The organism is Carboxylicivirga linearis, assembly GCF_018271995.1.
Lineage (GTDB): Bacteria > Bacteroidota > Bacteroidia > Bacteroidales > Marinilabiliaceae > Carboxylicivirga > Carboxylicivirga linearis.
Genome location: NZ_JAGUCO010000004.1, coordinates 83,605 through 100,279, shown reverse-complemented (window position 1 = coordinate 100,279; position 16,675 = coordinate 83,605). Strand labels below are relative to the sequence as shown.

At 37.2% G+C, this 16,675-nt stretch carries 13 protein-coding genes; 11 read left to right on the top strand and 2 right to left on the bottom strand.

Annotation, left to right across the window (positions count from 1 at the left end; all coding sequences use genetic code 11):
• Window positions 1–68: 68 nt before the first annotated feature.
• The 4 genes from panC (at window position 69) to radA (ending at window position 3,246) form a co-directional block, all read left to right on the top strand.
• Window positions 69–929 (top strand): pantoate--beta-alanine ligase, encoded by an 861-nt coding sequence (gene panC, locus KEM10_RS07950; protein WP_212215457.1) that lies wholly within the window; start codon window positions 69–71, stop codon window positions 927–929.
• A complete protein-coding gene (panD, locus tag KEM10_RS07945; RefSeq protein WP_212215456.1) occupies window positions 919–1,269 on the top strand; it encodes an aspartate 1-decarboxylase in 351 nt (116 codons plus the stop codon). The genes panC and panD overlap by 11 nt, the downstream gene beginning before the upstream one ends.
• A 112-nt stretch (window positions 1,270–1,381) precedes the next feature.
• Window positions 1,382–1,876, top strand: coding sequence for a D-glycero-beta-D-manno-heptose 1-phosphate adenylyltransferase (gene rfaE2, locus KEM10_RS07940; protein WP_212215455.1), 495 nt, complete (start codon window positions 1,382–1,384; stop codon window positions 1,874–1,876).
• Complete coding sequence (radA, locus tag KEM10_RS07935) at window positions 1,876–3,246, top strand: DNA repair protein RadA (RefSeq protein ID WP_212215454.1); 1,371 nt, start codon at window positions 1,876–1,878, stop codon at window positions 3,244–3,246. Before rfaE2 ends, radA begins: the two co-directional genes overlap by 1 nt.
• An 88-nt stretch (window positions 3,247–3,334) precedes the next feature.
• On the opposite strand, the gene KEM10_RS07930 is transcribed toward radA, so the two are convergent.
• Window positions 3,335–5,701, bottom strand: coding sequence for a transglycosylase domain-containing protein (locus KEM10_RS07930; protein ID WP_212215453.1), 2,367 nt, complete (start codon window positions 5,699–5,701; stop codon window positions 3,335–3,337).
• A 158-nt stretch (window positions 5,702–5,859) separates the two neighbouring features.
• Here KEM10_RS07930 and topA point away from each other — a divergent pair, with 158 nt between their 5' ends.
• From topA to porN, 7 genes are read left to right on the top strand one after another with little or no spacing between them, the layout of a single operon-like run.
• Window positions 5,860–8,304, top strand: a complete 2,445-nt coding sequence (gene topA, locus KEM10_RS07925) for a type I DNA topoisomerase (RefSeq protein ID WP_212215452.1) — start codon at window positions 5,860–5,862, stop codon at window positions 8,302–8,304.
• Window positions 8,305–8,322: 18 nt separating this feature from the next.
• A complete protein-coding gene (locus KEM10_RS07920; protein WP_212215451.1) occupies window positions 8,323–9,480 on the top strand; it encodes an arginase family protein in 1,158 nt (385 codons plus the stop codon).
• A 55-nt stretch (window positions 9,481–9,535) separates the two neighbouring features.
• Complete coding sequence (locus tag KEM10_RS07915; protein WP_212215450.1) at window positions 9,536–10,630, top strand: PorP/SprF family type IX secretion system membrane protein; 1,095 nt, start codon at window positions 9,536–9,538, stop codon at window positions 10,628–10,630.
• Window positions 10,631–10,665: 35 nt separating this feature from the next.
• Window positions 10,666–11,994 (top strand): T9SS ring complex lipoprotein PorK/GldK, encoded by a 1,329-nt coding sequence (gene porK / locus KEM10_RS07910; protein WP_212215449.1) that lies wholly within the window; start codon window positions 10,666–10,668, stop codon window positions 11,992–11,994.
• Window positions 11,995–12,038: 44 nt separating this feature from the next.
• Window positions 12,039–12,917, top strand: a complete 879-nt coding sequence (porL, locus tag KEM10_RS07905; RefSeq protein WP_212215448.1) for a type IX secretion system motor protein PorL/GldL — start codon at window positions 12,039–12,041, stop codon at window positions 12,915–12,917.
• A gap of 32 nt (window positions 12,918–12,949) precedes the next feature.
• Entirely contained in the window at window positions 12,950–14,521 is a 1,572-nt protein-coding gene (gene porM / locus KEM10_RS07900) for a type IX secretion system motor protein PorM/GldM (RefSeq protein ID WP_212215447.1), read from the top strand.
• Window positions 14,522–14,542: 21 nt separating this feature from the next.
• Window positions 14,543–15,394, top strand: coding sequence for a type IX secretion system ring subunit PorN/GldN (porN, locus tag KEM10_RS07895; RefSeq protein ID WP_212215446.1), 852 nt, complete (start codon window positions 14,543–14,545; stop codon window positions 15,392–15,394).
• Between the two features lie 55 nt (window positions 15,395–15,449).
• Here the strand turns inward: porN and KEM10_RS07890 are convergent, their stop codons facing one another.
• Complete coding sequence (locus KEM10_RS07890) at window positions 15,450–16,529, bottom strand: mannose-1-phosphate guanylyltransferase (RefSeq protein ID WP_212215445.1); 1,080 nt, start codon at window positions 16,527–16,529, stop codon at window positions 15,450–15,452.
• Between the last annotated feature and the right edge of the window lie 146 nt (window positions 16,530–16,675).

The window sequence follows — 16,675 nt, the reverse complement described above, 5'->3', positions numbered from 1 at the left end:
TAGTGATTCTTATTTTGTTACTTTGCGCTCGAAAATTTAAACCTCATTTAGGGGCAGTATTACATACGATGAAGATAGTTAGAACCGTTGCCGACCTGCAAAAGCATGTTGAGGCAGCAAAGCAAGCAGGAAAACAGGTTGGTTTTGTACCGACTATGGGAGCATTGCACAAAGGACATCTCTCTTTGGTGAAACAAGCGGTTGAAGCAACCGATTATGTTGTAGCAAGTGTATTTGTTAATCCCAATCAATTCAACAATTCCAAAGATCTGGAAAGTTATCCTCGCAATTTAGACAGAGATGCTGAGATGCTTCAATCTGCAAATTGTGAACTTCTTTTTTCGCCAGATGTTAAAGAAGTATATCCTGAAGAGGATACAAGACAATTTAATTTTGGTGATTTAGAATCAGTAATGGAGGGACGTTTCAGACCTGGGCATTTTAATGGAGTTGCACAGGTGGTTAGCCGTTTGTTTGATATGGTAAAGCCACAAAAAGCCTTCTTTGGATTGAAAGATTTTCAGCAACTGGCGATAATAAGGGCTATGGTTAAGCAATTGAACCTGAGTGTTGAAATCATTCCGTGTGAAATTATTAGGGAAGAGGATGGTTTGGCAATGAGTTCGCGCAATACCTTATTAAATGTTAATCAGCGAAAAAATGCACCGCTGATTGCTCATACTTTATTTGAATCTTGTAAATTTGCACCGGAATTAAGAATTAATGAACTAAAATCAAAGGTTGTAACCCAGATTAATCAATCAGATGAGCTGGAAGTTGAATACTTTGAAATAGTGGATGGAAATACCCTGCAGGCAATTGACAATTGGAGTGATAGTGATTACATTGTAGGTTGTATTGCTGTGTTTGCGGGAGAAGTTCGATTAATTGATAACGTGACATACAAAAATACTGATCATGAATATTGAGTTAGTAAAATCTAAGTTGCATAATGTTTCAGTTACCGAGGCTAACTTGAATTATGTTGGTAGCATTACCATTGATGAAGATTTAATGGATGCAGCCAATATTATTGAAAACGAGAAGGTTCAGGTAGTTAATAATAACAATGGTGAGCGAATTGAAACATACGTAATTAAGGGTGAGAGAGGCTCAGGAGTTATTTGCTTGAATGGAGCAGCAGCACGTAAAGTTGCTGTGGGCGATGTGGTAATTATTATTACCTATTGCAGTATGGAGCTTGAAGAAGCGAAGGCTTTCAAACCTACATTTATATTCCCCGATACTGCAACTAATATGCTTGTATAGAAATATACTTTTTTAAGATATTGTAATACCTCGGTGATAACCGGGGTATTACTATTTTTATACCTTTGGTTTTGGCAAGCTGCCTTAAACTATATCAAAATTAATATTGTAGATGAGCGAACTTCAACGTATCGAGGATAAAATAAAGAAACAGGACGAAGCAAAAAGTATTGTTCAAAAATGGATTCATAAAGGCGAAAAAGTAGCTTTTACGAATGGGTGTTTCGATATTGTACATCGAGGCCATGTTGAATATTTATCCAAAGCGAAAGATTTAGGTACAAAATTAGTATTGGGGCTGAATACAGATGCATCTGTTCGCAGATTAAAAGGGGAAAGCCGACCTGTTGTGGATGAGTATTCAAGGGCTATTTTATTGGCAGCACTTCAGTTTATTGATTTAGTAGTGTTTTTTGATGAAGATACACCCTATGAATTAATTAAAGCTTTACAACCTGATATTTTGGTAAAAGGCAGCGATTATAAGGCTGAAGATATTGTTGGGTATGATGTAGTGACTGCCAAAGGAGGGAAAGTGGAGACTATTGATTTTGTTGAAGGATTCTCAACGACCACAATTGTTGAAAAAATTAAAACTTCCATGTAATGGCTAAAACGAAATCGGTTTTTGTCTGTCAGAATTGTGGCTCCGAATCTCCGAAGTGGGTGGGTAAATGCTATTCGTGTAACGAATGGAATACCTTTGTTGAGGAGACCAAAATTACAGGAGCAAGTAAAAAAAATAGCAGACCGGGAACTGTCTTGTCTGAGCGGACCAAACCAATGCCTGTGTCAGAAGTATCAGTTGAGGAATTGCCCCGATTAGATACCGGAAACGAAGAATTAAACCGTGTGTTGGGTGGAGGTATGGTGCCTGGGGCCATGGTTTTAATTGGAGGAGAACCTGGTATTGGAAAATCAACTTTGGTGCTGCAAACAGCTTTAAATTTACCAAACGTTAAGGTTTTATATGTATCAGGAGAAGAAAGTCCTCAACAGATAAAACTAAGAGCCGACCGGGTGTCAGCATCATCGGCGGAGAGTTGCCATGTAGTTAGCGAGGTGTCGGTAGAGCATATTTTAAATCACATTGAAAATACACAACCTGATGTTCTGGTGGTTGATAGTGTTCAAACATTAGAAACCGAACGCATTGAATCTGCACCCGGAAGTGTTTCTCAAATCAGAGAATGCACAGCTACTATTTTGCGTGTTTGTAAAGAAAAGAATTTACCAGTTTTTCTTATTGGTCATATAAATAAAGAAGGTAGTCTTGCCGGACCAAAAGTTTTAGAGCATATGGTTGATGTGGTATTACAATTTGAGGGCGATCGTCATCATATGTATCGAATACTGAGATCAATCAAGAATCGTTTTGGATCAACCAATGAGATTGGAATTTTTGAAATGTTGGGTAGCGGATTACGTGAAGTTAGTAATCCATCAGAATTATTGTTAGCTGCTCAGCACAAACAAATGAGCGGCGTTGCTATTTCTGCTGCATTGGAAGGTGTTCGGCCTTTTTTAATTGAGGTGCAGGCCTTGGCAAGTACAGCGGCCTATGGTAACCCACAACGTTCAGTTACCGGATTTGATCTACGTAGATTAAATATGTTATTGGCTGTTTTAGAGAAACGAGCGGGGTTTAAATTAGCGGCTAAAGATGTCTTCCTAAATATAGCTGGAGGATTAAGGGTTAATGATCCTGCCATTGACTTAGCTGTAATTACGGCTGTTTTATCATCCAATATGGACATGGTAATTTCTCCGGATATTTGCATGACAGGTGAAGTGGGATTGTCTGGTGAAATTCGACCAGTGACACGTTTAGAACAACGAATTAGTGAGGCAGCTAAGCTGGGCTTTAAATCCATAATAATTCCAGCCTATGCTAAAGGAGTGGATTTTTCGAAATTTGATATTAATATTATTAAGGCAAATAAAATTGAAGAGGCTTTCAAAAATTTGTTTGCCTAATAGACTGAAATAAATCTCTTAACTGAGAAAAGAAAGGTTCAAAGAAATAACAAGATCTGCTATTTCTTTGAACCTTTCTTTTTATGTTTTAGAAAAATTCGTTTGACGTACCAACTGACTCTTCTTCCTCTTCAGAACCTTCAGTATTTCTGTCTGCTGAAATATGTTCATCAATACAATTAAGATCTATATTGAAGTTTAGAGGTTTTTCAAATTCGTCTTCGGTAGTTATGTTCAGGTCTTCATTGGCATAAACATCCAACATGTATAGGGCAAATATAGGTAGTGCCATATTGGCTCCTTGTCCTAGTGTGATATTATCAAAGTGAATATCTCTGTCTTCACCGCCTACCCAAACTCCGGTAACCAAATTGGGTGTTACTCCCATAAACCAACCATCAGAATGGTTTTGCGAAGTTCCGGTTTTACCACCTATCTGATTAAAAAGCTGGTATTTGTACCTTAGTCTTACCGCGGTTCCTTGATTAACAACTCCTTGTAGTAAGTTTAGCATCAGATATGCAGTTGCTTCACTAATTGCTTCCCGTTTTTGAGGATGGAAATCGCTGATGACATTACCATATCTGTCTTCTATGCGGGTGACAATTATTGGCTCTGTATGAACTCCTTTGTTGGCAAAGGTAGAATATGATCCGACCATCTCCATCAAACCGAAATCGGGTGTTCCCAAACACAATGCAGGAACCGGATCCATCGGGCTTTTAATACCAATTTCATGAATAGTTGAGGCTACCGCTTCAGGATTATATTGCTTCATCACCCAGGCAGTAATGTTATTGTTAGAATTGGCCAATCCCCATTTAAGGGAAACCATTTCTCCAGCTCTTTTGCTTCCACTATTTCGCGGAGTCCATGTTTTACCTGTTGGTAAATAAAAAGTTTGTGCAATATTAGGAACTAGATCACAAGGAGTATGACCTTCCTGCATGGCAAGTGTGTATACAAATGGTTTAATGGTTGACCCTACTTGGCGTTTACCAATGCCCGCCATATCATACATAAAGTGTTTATAATTAGGTCCACCAACATAGGCTTTTACATGACCCGTATGCGGATCAATTGATAACATTCCTGCTCGCAAGAAGTGTTTGTAATACTTAATCGAGTCCAAAGGAGTCATTAAAGTATCTCTATCACCTTCCCATGAAAATACAGTCATTGGGTATTTGGTATTGAATACAATATCAATCGTATCCTGGTTTTTGCCTTGTCTGCGTAGATTTCGGTATCTGTCTGAATTACGCATAGCACGATTAATGATGCTCTCGTATTGATCCTGACTTATTTTATTCGTAAAAGGGGCTCGGGTCCTGCCTTTCTTTTCTCTAAAAAATTTGGGTTGAAGATCTTCACTCAAATGCGTTTTAACAGCATTCTCAGCATAGGTCTGCATCCTTGAATCAATAGTAGTATAAATTTTTATGCCGTCGCGATAGAGATCATACTTAGTGCCATCAGGTCGAAGGTTTTTATTAATCCAACCATATAACGGATCATTAAGCCAGGCTATGCTATCTTCAATAAATTTTTGATTTTGCCACGAAGCGTAATTCTTTCTGTTCGGTTCGGAAGCAGACATGGTCATGCGTAGATATTCACGAAAATATGGAGCTGGTCCTTCTTTATGGTCTGCACGCTTAAAGTCGAGTTCCAAGGGCATTACAGATATGGAATCATATTGCTCTTGAGATAGAAATTTCGCTTTTCGCATTTGGTTTAATACCACATTTCGCCTCTTCTGAACTAATTCAGGACGGCGTAATGGGTTGTAATACGACGGATTCTGAAGCATTCCAATAATTACGGCAGCTTGTTCTACTTTTATTGAATCGGTAGTAGCGTTAAAGAATGTTTTAGCAGCTGATTTAATTCCGTAGGCATCATAAATAAATTCTGCTTTATTCAGATACATGGTAAGAATTTCTTCTTTTGTATAACTGCGTTCCAGTTTCACGGCAATAACCCATTCTTTAAGTTTTTGCATGATTCGGTCAAAAATATTAGGTGCCGGATCGTGAAAAAGTAATTTAGCAAGCTGTTGTGTAATGGTACTACCTCCGCCGGAACTTTGATCTTGCAATAAAACCGTTCTGAAGGCCACACGAGCTAAACCACGAGGATCAATTCCCGAGTGATCTTTAAAGCGAACATCTTCAGTTGCAATCAGAGCATTGATAATATTAGGCGAAAGATCTTCGTAATTAACAAAGCTTCTGTTTTCTTTGTAAAAAGTTCCTAACAGCTCTTGATCGCTTGATAGAATTTCGGTTGCTAAATTGGTTTTTGGATTTTCTAGTTCTTCAAATGAAGGCATAAAACCCATTAATCCACTAGAGATTAAGATAAATAATAATGAAACAAATGCTATTCCAATAAAGAATATTCCCCAAAACCAACGAAGCAGTTTTTTATATGTCGAAGTATTTGAATTCATACGGTTGTTTGAATATTTGTGGCAAAAATAGTAAATTTTAACTGACATGAGGGGTAATTTCGTTTGCGTAAAGCATTTTCATTTTTTAACATTGCAGCTAGATTTTCTATTTTTGCGGCCATTCGAACTAACGAGCGGTTATTGATAAGAACAAGGAGATGGGTAAAAAAACGACGGTTAAAGAAGGTAATTTGGTAATTGTGGAGTCACCAGCAAAGGCCAAAACTATTGAAAAGTTTTTGGGTAAAGATTATGTGGTGAAGTCCAGTTACGGACATATTCGTGATTTATCAAAGAGTGATTTTGGGGTAGATCTTAAAAATAATTATCAACCAGATTATATTGTCTCAAATGATAAAAAAGAGGTTGTTAAAGAATTAAAGGATCTGGCTGCTAAATCAGAGACTGTATGGCTCGCTTCCGATGAGGACCGCGAAGGAGAGGCTATTGCATGGCACTTATATGAGGTTCTTGGTCTAAAGGATGATAATACTAAACGGATTGTTTTTCATGAGATTACAAAAGAGGCCATTCAAAAAGCTGTTAAAAATCCGCGAGGGATTGATTTTAATCTTGTTAATGCGCAACAGGCACGTAGGGTTTTAGATCGTCTGGTTGGATTTGAATTATCTCCGGTATTGTGGAGAAAGGTTAAGCCGTCTTTATCTGCAGGGCGTGTGCAGTCAGTTGCCGTGCGCTTACTGGTCGATCGTGAAAGAGAAATTTTCAACTTTAAACCTGTTTCATCATATCGTGTAACTGCTTTATTTGAAGTTAAAGACGATAAAGGGAAGGTTACTCAGCTTAAGGCAGAGTTAAATAAAAGATTCAAAACTTTAGAAGAAACACAAGCTTTCTTGCAGGAATGTGCGGATGCTCAGTTTAAAGTTTCCAAAGTTGAAAAGAAACCACTCAAAAAGTCTCCGGCTGCTCCGTTTACCACATCTACTTTGCAACAAGAGGCATCTCGCAAATTAGGTTTCTCTGTTTCACAAACCATGTCGGTAGCTCAAAAGTTATACGAGGCGGGTAAGATTACCTACATGAGAACGGATTCGGTGAATCTTTCAGAATTGGCATTAAATATGGCATCCAGCATGATTAGTGATAAAATGGGTGACCAATATGTGCAGATCCGAAATTACAAAACCAAGGCAAAAGGAGCTCAAGAGGCTCACGAAGCCATTCGACCAACTTATCTTGATAAAGAAACCGTAAGTGGAACAAATCAAGAGAAAAAATTATACGAATTGATCTGGAAGCGTACCATTGCCTCACAGATGGCAGATGCGCAATTAGAAAAAACGGTTATATCGATTGATGCGGGATCAACAGGTGAGAAGTTTGTTGCCACCGGAGAGATCATTAAGTTTGATGGATTCCTGAAGGTTTATATCGAATCAACCGATACCGAAGGAGAACAAGAAGACGATAAAGATGTGTTGTTGCCACCAATGAGCGAAGGTGATATTCTTGGAATGCTTAATGTAGAAGCACGTCAGCGCTGGAGTCAGAAGCCACCACGTTTTACTGAGGCAAGTCTTGTTCGCAAACTGGAAGAATTAGGAATCGGTCGTCCGTCAACATATGCACCAACTATTTCAACGATTCAAAACAGAGGGTATGTTGAAAAAGAAGATCGCGAAGGAACAGAAAGGGTTTATAAATATTTGCATGTAACATCGGGAGCTAAGGTAGAAGTTAGTGATAAAACAGAGATTACCGGTGCTGAAAGAGCAAAATTATTCCCGACCGACATTGGTATGGTGGTGAACGATTTTCTTGTTAAATATTTCGAGAATATTGTATCGTTTGATTTTACTGCTCAGGTTGAAAAGGAATTTGATGAGATTGCAATGGGTAATGTTACCTGGAATAAGTCAATTGACGAATTCTATAAACCATTTCACGATAAAGTAGAGGAAACATTAGAAACTTCTGAAAAAAGTACAGGAGAGAGAATTCTGGGTGAAGATCCGGCAACTGGTAAACCTGTTTTGGTTCGTATTGGGCGATTTGGTCCAATGGCGCAAATAGGAGAGTCATCGGAAGAGTCAGAAGAAAAACCAAAGTTTGCCTCTCTTCGAAAAGGACAGCATATTGAAACCATAACGCTGGAAGAAGCTCTTGATTTATTTAAATTACCAAGGACTTTAGGTGAGTTTGAGGATAAAGTAGTGGTTATTGGTATTGGTCGTTTCGGACCATATATTCGTCATGATGGTAAGTTTGTTTCGTTGAAAAAGGGCGAAGATGATCCGATGGAAATTGATTTGGATACAGCCATTCTTCGAATTAAAACAAAAAGAGAAGAGGATGCTAAAAAGATGATCAAAGTATTTGATGAAGAGCCGGATTTGCAGGTTCTGAATGGTCGTTGGGGACCATACATCAAGTACCAGAAGAAAAACTACAAAATACCAAAAGATAAGGTTGCTGAAGAATTATCTTATGATGATTGTAAACAGTTGATAGCTGATCAGGATAAAGGTGGAGGTAAAAAAACTACCGCAAAAAAGAAGACCACAACAAAAAAAACAACAGCTAAAAAGACGACAACAAAAAAAGCAACAGCAACAAAAAAGAAAACTACAAAAAAATAGAACCAAACGCCCAAATAAGTGAGTGAAGACTGGAAGCATTATTTTGAACAAAGCTTAACTAAAACATATTTTTCCTTTGAAGGAGAAGAAAGTGACTTTATACTTTCGCAGATATCTTTTTTACATCAGATAGAAAAATTGCAACTCGAAGAATTCGATGTTGCCATAATTGGTGTGGCTGACGGAAGGTATTCTGCCAATAAAGGAGTTGCTGATTATCCGAATGTTTGCAGGTCTTATCTTTTTGGTCTTAGGTCATTAGTTAAATCAATTAAAATTTTAGATTTAGGTAATTTGCTCGGAAAAACTGTTGATGACAGGTATCGGGCATTGGAAGATATTATCACAATTTTGGCTCAAAAAAATGTATTGCCTGTTATAATCGGAGGAAGTCAGGATTATACAATTCCTTTATCAGGGGCAATAAAAAATATTAAAGATACGTTTCGTTTATCAGTTGTGGATGCTAAGATTGATTGGGTGATACCCGAGAAAGATTTTTCATCCCATGGTTATCTGGGATTACTAAGTTCAGATAAAAACAGAAAACCATATGATTTATCTGTTATTGGAGTGCAAAAATATTTGTATAGCCGATATCAGGAACAAAAAATGAAGAAAGCTTCATTTGATTTTTTGCGATTGGGGGAAATTAGGCAAAAAGGATTACCTATTGCTGAACCATGGCTTAGAGATGCTGATGTTGTTAGTTTTGATCTAAAAAGTGTAAAACAACCAGATCAACCTGCACATTCAATGCCCATGCCAAATGGTTTCTCAGGTAACGAGTTTTGTCAATTATGTTGGTACGCAGGGGTAAGTGATCAGCTTAAAGTAGTTGGTTTTTTTGAGCTAGATGTTAATGCTGATGTAAATTCCCAAGGTTCTATGCTTGGAGCTCAGGGAGTATGGCATGTGTTGGAAGGGTTTTGTAATAGATATAACGATTTTCCTGTTAAAGATTTAGATGGTTACTCTCAGTATATTGTTCATCTGGATGATTATGAGATTGATATCCGATTTTATAACAATCCAACCAATGGAAGATGGTGGGTTGAAGTCCCATCGGCAGAAGGAAAGCAAATAGTTGCTTGTTCAAAAGATGAGTTTGAAGAAGCATCTAAAAATGAATTACCAGAACGTTGGTATAGATTCATAAATAAAAAAGTATTGTAATACACAATGTAAAGGGGGTATTTTTGAATAATCATATCAAAAATGAAACCTTTCAATGAAATTAAGAGTATATATTCCCAGCATTTTGTTAGCTGGATTTAATAAGTTTGACTTGCTCTATATTAAAGAGAAAATAAATCAATCCGAATCAAATCGGATTATTAATTGCCGGCTTTTTAAAGGCATAACTAGGAGAATAGTAATTTTTCTGTTATTTTGCGTCACAACAAATGCGTTAGGACAGCAATTTCCGCAGTTTAGCCAGAATATGTTTAATCAACTGGCTACCAATCCTGGTTTTGCTGGAAACAGTGAAGTGATTAATTTGGCTCTTGGAAACAGGCAGCAATGGATGGGTGGATTTGACGGAATGGCCCCGAAAACAACGGTTTTTGGAGCAGATGCAAACTTAAACATTTTGGGATGGGATAGCGGATTGGGGCTGTCGATAATGAATGATGAAATTGGTGAATGGACAAATTTGTACATGTCAGCAGTTTATTCAAGACGATGGCAAACCGATTTTGGTAAGTTAGGAGTTGGCTTATCATTAGGTATGATTAACCAATCGTTAAAAGGAAGCGGCTTAAATACAATACCTCAGGGAAGTGGTGAAGATGATTTTGGTAATGGTGATTATCATGATGATGAAACTCTTACCGACGATCAGGGGACAGCTTTCGATTTAGGTTTGGGGGCATATTTGGAGAATAAAGCTTACTATTTAGGATTATCAGTAAGACATCTAAATAGACCAGTACCTAAATTTAAAGATACTTATGAATCGTATTTACTACCTACTATTTTTATTACAGGTGGTTATAAGTATCCTCTTAAAAGTAGGCCAATTGTATTAATACCATCAATATTTATTAAATCAAATACATCCAGTTATCAGGTAGATTTAAATGTAAACGGAGTATTAAAAGATAAATATTGGGGAGGATTAACGTATCGTTTTCAAGATGCTATCGTATTACTTGGTGGAGTTGAACTTAACAATGGGTTAAGAATTGGTTATAGTTACGATATAAATGTAACCCAAATGACTTCAGCACGTAATGGTTCACACGAGATTATGTTTGGATATAGTTTCGATATGAGCCTGGAAAAAAGAAAGAAGCAATACAAAAGTGTTAGATATTTATAGAATATAAGAAAGTAATTCAGATATATAAGGCTATTATGAAGAAAGTACTTGCCCTAAGTGTCATTGTCATTACCATCCTGTCAGGATGTGGACAATCCGGAAATGGAGAATTGGTAGGAGTATCCCGAGGAGGTTCCTTTTACGAACCAGATCCATTTGGTATGTTGTTTATCCCTCAAGGAAGTTTTACCATGGGACCTAACGATCAGGACGTCGCTTTTACGATGACTACTCAATCAAAGACAGTTTCAATTCGTTCATTTTGGATGGACGAGACAGAGATTACCAATACTGAATACCGTCAGTTTGTATACTGGGTGAAGGATTCAATTGCACGTCGTTTATTGGGCGAGCAGTTTGAGGAATTCTTGATTGCAGAGGATTATTTAGGCAATGAAATCGATCCTCCTTATTTGAACTGGGATGAACCAGTTGAATGGGATAATGAAGAATATGCTGAAATTCTGGATGAAATGTTCTTACCAGAAAACGAAAGATTCTTCCGCAGAAAAGAAATTGATACCCGTAAATTAACTTACGAATATGAATGGGTTGATCTTCTTCAAGCTGCAAAGAAAAGCAATCGATACAACTTCGAAACCAAATCTTACGAAGGAGTTGTTTATGATCAGGAAGGAAAAGAGCGTGAAATTAATGATCGTTCAGCCTTTATCATGAAGGACGCTGTAAATGTCTATCCAGATACACTTTGTTGGATATCTGATTTTACCTATTCTTTCAACGAGCCTTGGACTGAAAAGTATTTCTGGCACCCTGGATTTGACGAATATCCTATTGTTGGAGTAAACTGGAAACAAGCTACAGCTTTCTGTATCTGGAGAACTCAGTTGCTGAATAACTATTTAGCTGAAAAAGGTGAGCCTGTTGTAATGAATTACCGTCTTCCAACTGAAGCTGAATGGGAGTATGCAGCCCGAGGTGGTCTGGAACATGCAATCTATCCTTGGGGCGGAATGTATACCCGTAATGATAAAGGTTGTTTCTTAGCTAACTTTAAGCCATTACGTGGTCGCTATGGCGATGATGGTGGTATGCAAGCTATAACTGTTGGATCTTATTCTCCAAACGATTATGGATTATTTGATATGGCAGGTAATGTTGCAGAATGGACATCAAGTGCTTTTGATGAATCTTCATATACTTTCACACATGATTTTAACCCAACCTATAAGTATAATGCCTTACCTGATGATCCTCATGTAATGAAACGTAAAGTTATTAGAGGTGGTTCGTGGAAAGACGTTGGTTACTTTTTACAGAATGGAACACGCACATATGAATATCAGGATTCTACAAAATCTTATATTGGTTTTAGATGTGTTCGCGATTATATTGGTGAGTAATCTCACATTATTACTTTGGACGGTAAATTGAAAAAAAGGTTATTATGAGTTTAACGGAATTTCTTGAAAGCCCAGGCTATAAAAAGGTAATGGCTAAAGTATATGGTCTTGGAGCAGCAGTTGTTCTTGCAGGTGCACTTTTCAAAATAATGCACTATCCTGGTGCTGAGCTTATGCTTTTATTAGGTATGGGAACTGAGATTATTATTTTTACCTTATCTGCATTTGAGCCACCTCATGAAATGCCAGATTGGAGCTTGGTATATCCCGAGTTGGTTGGATTGGAACCTTCAGCATCAAAAGGTGTTGTTAAAGGAGGAAGTGGAGGAAGTGATTTAGCTGCTTTAGTTGAGAGTGGACACCTGGAACCAGCAGTTGTAGAAAAGCTTTCTGACGGAATTAAAAAACTTTCAATGACTTCATCGCAGCTATCAGATTTAAGTACAGCTAGTTTAGCTACAGAATCGTATCTGCAAAACATGAAGCAAGCTGGAGAATCAGTTGGCCAGTTGGCTAATGTGCAGGCAAAAACAGCAAATGCTTTAGAAGAATCTGTAGGACAATTATCAGAATCATATAAAAACAGTGCTAAGGCAATAAATAATTCAGGTAGCAATATACAACAGCACTTTGATCAACTAAGTGCCAATAACAAAGAATACAGCCAAAAATTAGGTGATGTTACTAAAAATTTATCAGCTATAAATTCAGCTTATGAATTGCAGTTGCAAGGATTAAATTCTCAGGCAGAAGCATCTCAGGCCTTGACAAAAGGAATGGGTGAGATAAAAGCTCAGTTCGAACAATCTGCAGCTGATGCTCAGATTTATAAAGATCAAGTAGCTCAGCTTAGTAAAACCGTTACAGAACTAAATACCATTTATGGCAATATGCTAAGTGCTATGAATGTTGGAAATAAGTAAGGAACAGTATTAACTACTAAAATTACACAGATATGAGTGGTGGAAACTGTCCCGAAACGCCCAGACAAAAAATGATTGGAATGATGTACTTGTTCCTTACGGCAATGCTAGCATTGAACGTATCGGGTGAGTTACTTCAGGCATTTCAATTAGTTGATGAAAGTATTCAGCAATCAACAAAGGCTGTTGATAATAAAAATAATCAATTATATGCAGCCTTTGAAGCCGCAGAATTTGCTAATCCTGCTAAAGTAAAGGAAAGTCATGAAAAAGCTAAACAGGTAAAAACTGCGGCAGATAGCTTATATAATCGTATTCATGAGCTTAAGTTATTAATGATGCATACGGCTGATAAGAATCCGGAGGCTACTCTTGAAAATTACAAGGGTATCGAAAATCAGGATATTGCAGCTCAGATCATGATTACAGAGAAAGGTGGAGAGCGAAGTAAGAAGTTGAAGGAAGAAATAACAGAGTACGAGAAGCTACTATTATCTTTTGTAGATTCAAAAGATACTGTTCTGTTAAGAACGTTAAGTAATAGTTTATCTACTGATGATGTTGAGGAAAAGAAAAAAGGTGAGGTAACAAAAAAGCCTTGGGAAAGTCAATTATTTGAGCATTTACCATTGTCTGCCTCATTTGCCTTGTTAAGTAGTATTCAGAGTAATGTTCGCTCAACTCAGGCAGATGTAGTTAGTTACCTTTTAAGTAAAGTAGATGAAGGTTCATATAAATTTAACAAGGTAGAGCCAATTGTTATTCCACGATCGGACGTTGTTATTAAAGGTGGAGAATATTATGCAGAGATGTTGATTGCAGCAACTGATACGTTGCAACCACCAACTTATTCTCTGGAGGGTTATACAGCAGAAGTGTTAGAGAATGGTAGAGGTGTTTTACGAATACCGGCTAATTCTTTAGGAAATAAAAAATGGAAGGGAAATATTGTTTTTAAAGATCCTAATGGAGTTGAAAAGTATTATCCTATTTCACATGAATACGAAGTCATTCAACCAAACGTGGTGATTTCTCCAACAAAGATGAATGTATTCTATGAGGCTTTAGAAAATCCTGTAGAAATTTCAGTTCCTGGAGTGGCCAGTAGTCAGTTAAGAGTATCAATGACTAATGCCAATTACAGACCACGAGGAGGAGAATATATTGTTACACCAAAACCTGGTAGTGTTGGTAAAAAATCTATCATTACTGTCTCTGCTGAGATAAATGGGCAAACCCGTAGATTGGGTAGTCAGGAATTTAGAATTAAACAGGTGCCTAATCCAACAGCTACGGTAGCTAACTTAGGAGACGGTGACAAAATAAGAAAGAACTTATTATTAGCTGCTGGTTATGTGGTTGCTGAAATGGGTGAAGATTTTGATTTTGACTTAAAGTTTAAAGTTACTCAGTTTGTAGTGGGGGCAACTCGTAAAGGATTTTACAGTGGTTTGACATCAAAAAGCAACAAATTTACAGATGAACAAATAGCTTTAATTGAAAGCTTAAGCAGAGGTAGTAAGGTGTTGATTGAAGATATCAGAGCAGTTGGTCCTGACGGTAGACCTCGTAAATTAGGATCTATTAATTTTACGTTAGATTAAAAGAAAATAAATTATTAGCATATGAAACGAATTATCTTAATCCTCGTTGTTCTTGTTGGAATGGGCTCAATGAATTTTGCCGGAGCACAACAAGTTAGTAAAGAAGTATACGCCAAAGATCATGTGCCAAATCGCAAGCCTATCCCATATGCGCATATCCGTGAAGCAGATGTACTTTGGGCTAAAAAAGTTTGGAGAGTAATTGATTTAAGAGAGAAAATCAATTTACCTATGTTCTACCCAACGCGTCCGATGGATGATCGAATGAGTTTGATCGATCTTCTTTACTATGGAATTACATATGAGGGTTTAACAGCTTATTCAACTATTACAGAAGATGAGTTTGAAATGCCGTTGACACAAGAACAGGTAGCGCGTCAAATGGGAGCGATTGCTGATACAAGCTATATAACAAATCCAGAAACCGGTCAGGTGGAGGAAAAAATTCTAGGTGGTAGTGTAAACTCTACAGAGTTTAAGCAAGTAATGTTAAAAGAGATATGGTTCTTCGACAGAAACTACTCAAGAATGGATGTAAGAATTGTTGGTCTTTGTCCTATTAGAGAGTTTGTTCCACAAGGTGCTGGAGAAGAGGCTCAAGTAAGAAGGTCACAGGCATTCTGGATTTATTTTCCTGAGGCAAGACCATTGTTAGCAAGTCACGAGGTATTTAACCCACGAAATGATGCGCAAAGAAGATCTTTTGATGATGTATTTATTAAGAGATATTTCGGAAGTTATATTTACCGTGAAGCCAATGTTTATAATAACCGTACTATTGAGGAATATACCGCTGGTATGGAAGCAATGATGGAATCAGAGCGTATTAAAGAAGAAATGTTCAATATGGAACATGATATGTGGGAATTCTAAGAAAGAGGATTAAGATAAAATAGATAAATAAAAAAGGGGCTGATCAGCCCCTTTTTTATTTATCTCCAAATTCAGTGTTTAAGTCGGTCGTAAACTGCCTTATTTGTTGTTCGTTGGTGCGCGGACAAACTAAGAGAGCATTGTCGGATTGGACCACAATATAGCCGTCTAAACCTTGTATTACTCCCTTTTTTCCTTCTGGTAAATGAACTACACTATTTTTTGTGTCGTATAAGATTACATCACCTTTGATAATGGCATTGTTTTTATCATTCTTTTTAGCATGTTCATGTAACGACGACCAGGTACCCAGGTCAGACCATCCGAAATCGACTTTTTTTGCAAAAACATTATCGGCTTTCTCCATAATACCGTAATCAATAGAAATGTTTTTACAGTCGAGATAAGCATCGTTTAAAGATTTCTCTTCGAATTCAGTACCAATATGATTAAAATAGTATTCAAATGGTGTGGCTACTTCTTTCAGGTTATTTTGGAAGGCTTTCTCAATACTGTTTATTGTCCACAGAAATATTCCTGAGTTCCAATAGAATTCACCACTTTCAAATAATATAGTAGCCATTTCAATATTAGGCTTTTCGGTAAAGGTTTTTACTTTGTTAAAGAGGTTTTGATTGGTAACTTCTTCTCCTATTTGTAAATATCCATACCCGGTTTCCGGATGCGTAGGTTTGATAGCTAGCGTTAAGAGTGCTTCTCTTTCTTCAACGAAGTCAATGCCCATATCAATACTTTTAACAAATCGTTCTTTATCAAGAATAAGGTGATCGGCAGGTGTTACAATCACTGTAGCTTCCGGATTTTTTGACTTTATTACAGCATTGGCATAAGCAATGCAGGGAGCAGTATTTCTTCGTAGAGGTTCTTCTAGTACCTGATCTGGAAGAAGTTTTGGTAGTTGCTCTAGTACGAGTTGTTTATAAGATGAACTGGTAACAACAATAAAATTCTCTAGAGGGCAAATTGCCTCAAAACGATCGAATGTTTGCTGAAGAAGCGATTTGCCGGTACCAAATATGTCTAAAAACTGTTTGGGCGTTTCTGAAGTGCTTAATGGCCAAAAGCGGCTTCCTACACCACCTGCCATGATTACACAAAAAGTATCCTTTTTCATTTTCTATTATTCTCAATAGCTTTGTTATCGCATTTGAATATTATTGGAGTAAGGCTTTTGCGATAATCAGCTCATGGATATTGGTAATTTATTCAATTCCTCATCTAAGTTGAGGAATATTATTACTTTTATCTGTAAAATTAGGA

Excerpts from the sequence above, each read along its gene's own strand:
- panC (WP_212215457.1), top strand. The coding sequence starts at position 69 with ATGAAGATAGTTAGAACCGTTGCCGACCTGCAAAAGCATGTTGAGGCA.
- panD (WP_212215456.1), top strand. The coding sequence starts at position 919 with ATGAATATTGAGTTAGTAAAATCTAAGTTGCATAATGTTTCAGTTACC.
- rfaE2 (WP_212215455.1), top strand. The coding sequence starts at position 1,382 with ATGAGCGAACTTCAACGTATCGAGGATAAAATAAAGAAACAGGACGAA.
- radA (WP_212215454.1), top strand. The coding sequence starts at position 1,876 with ATGGCTAAAACGAAATCGGTTTTTGTCTGTCAGAATTGTGGCTCCGAA.
- KEM10_RS07930 (WP_212215453.1), bottom strand. The coding sequence starts at position 5,701 with ATGAATTCAAATACTTCGACATATAAAAAACTGCTTCGTTGGTTTTGG.
- topA (WP_212215452.1), top strand. The coding sequence starts at position 5,860 with ATGGGTAAAAAAACGACGGTTAAAGAAGGTAATTTGGTAATTGTGGAG.
- KEM10_RS07915 (WP_212215450.1), top strand. The coding sequence starts at position 9,536 with ATGAAATTAAGAGTATATATTCCCAGCATTTTGTTAGCTGGATTTAAT.
- porK (WP_212215449.1), top strand. The coding sequence starts at position 10,666 with ATGAAGAAAGTACTTGCCCTAAGTGTCATTGTCATTACCATCCTGTCA.
- porL (WP_212215448.1), top strand. The coding sequence starts at position 12,039 with ATGAGTTTAACGGAATTTCTTGAAAGCCCAGGCTATAAAAAGGTAATG.
- porM (WP_212215447.1), top strand. The coding sequence starts at position 12,950 with ATGAGTGGTGGAAACTGTCCCGAAACGCCCAGACAAAAAATGATTGGA.
- porN (WP_212215446.1), top strand. The coding sequence starts at position 14,543 with ATGAAACGAATTATCTTAATCCTCGTTGTTCTTGTTGGAATGGGCTCA.
- KEM10_RS07890 (WP_212215445.1), bottom strand. The coding sequence starts at position 16,529 with ATGAAAAAGGATACTTTTTGTGTAATCATGGCAGGTGGTGTAGGAAGC.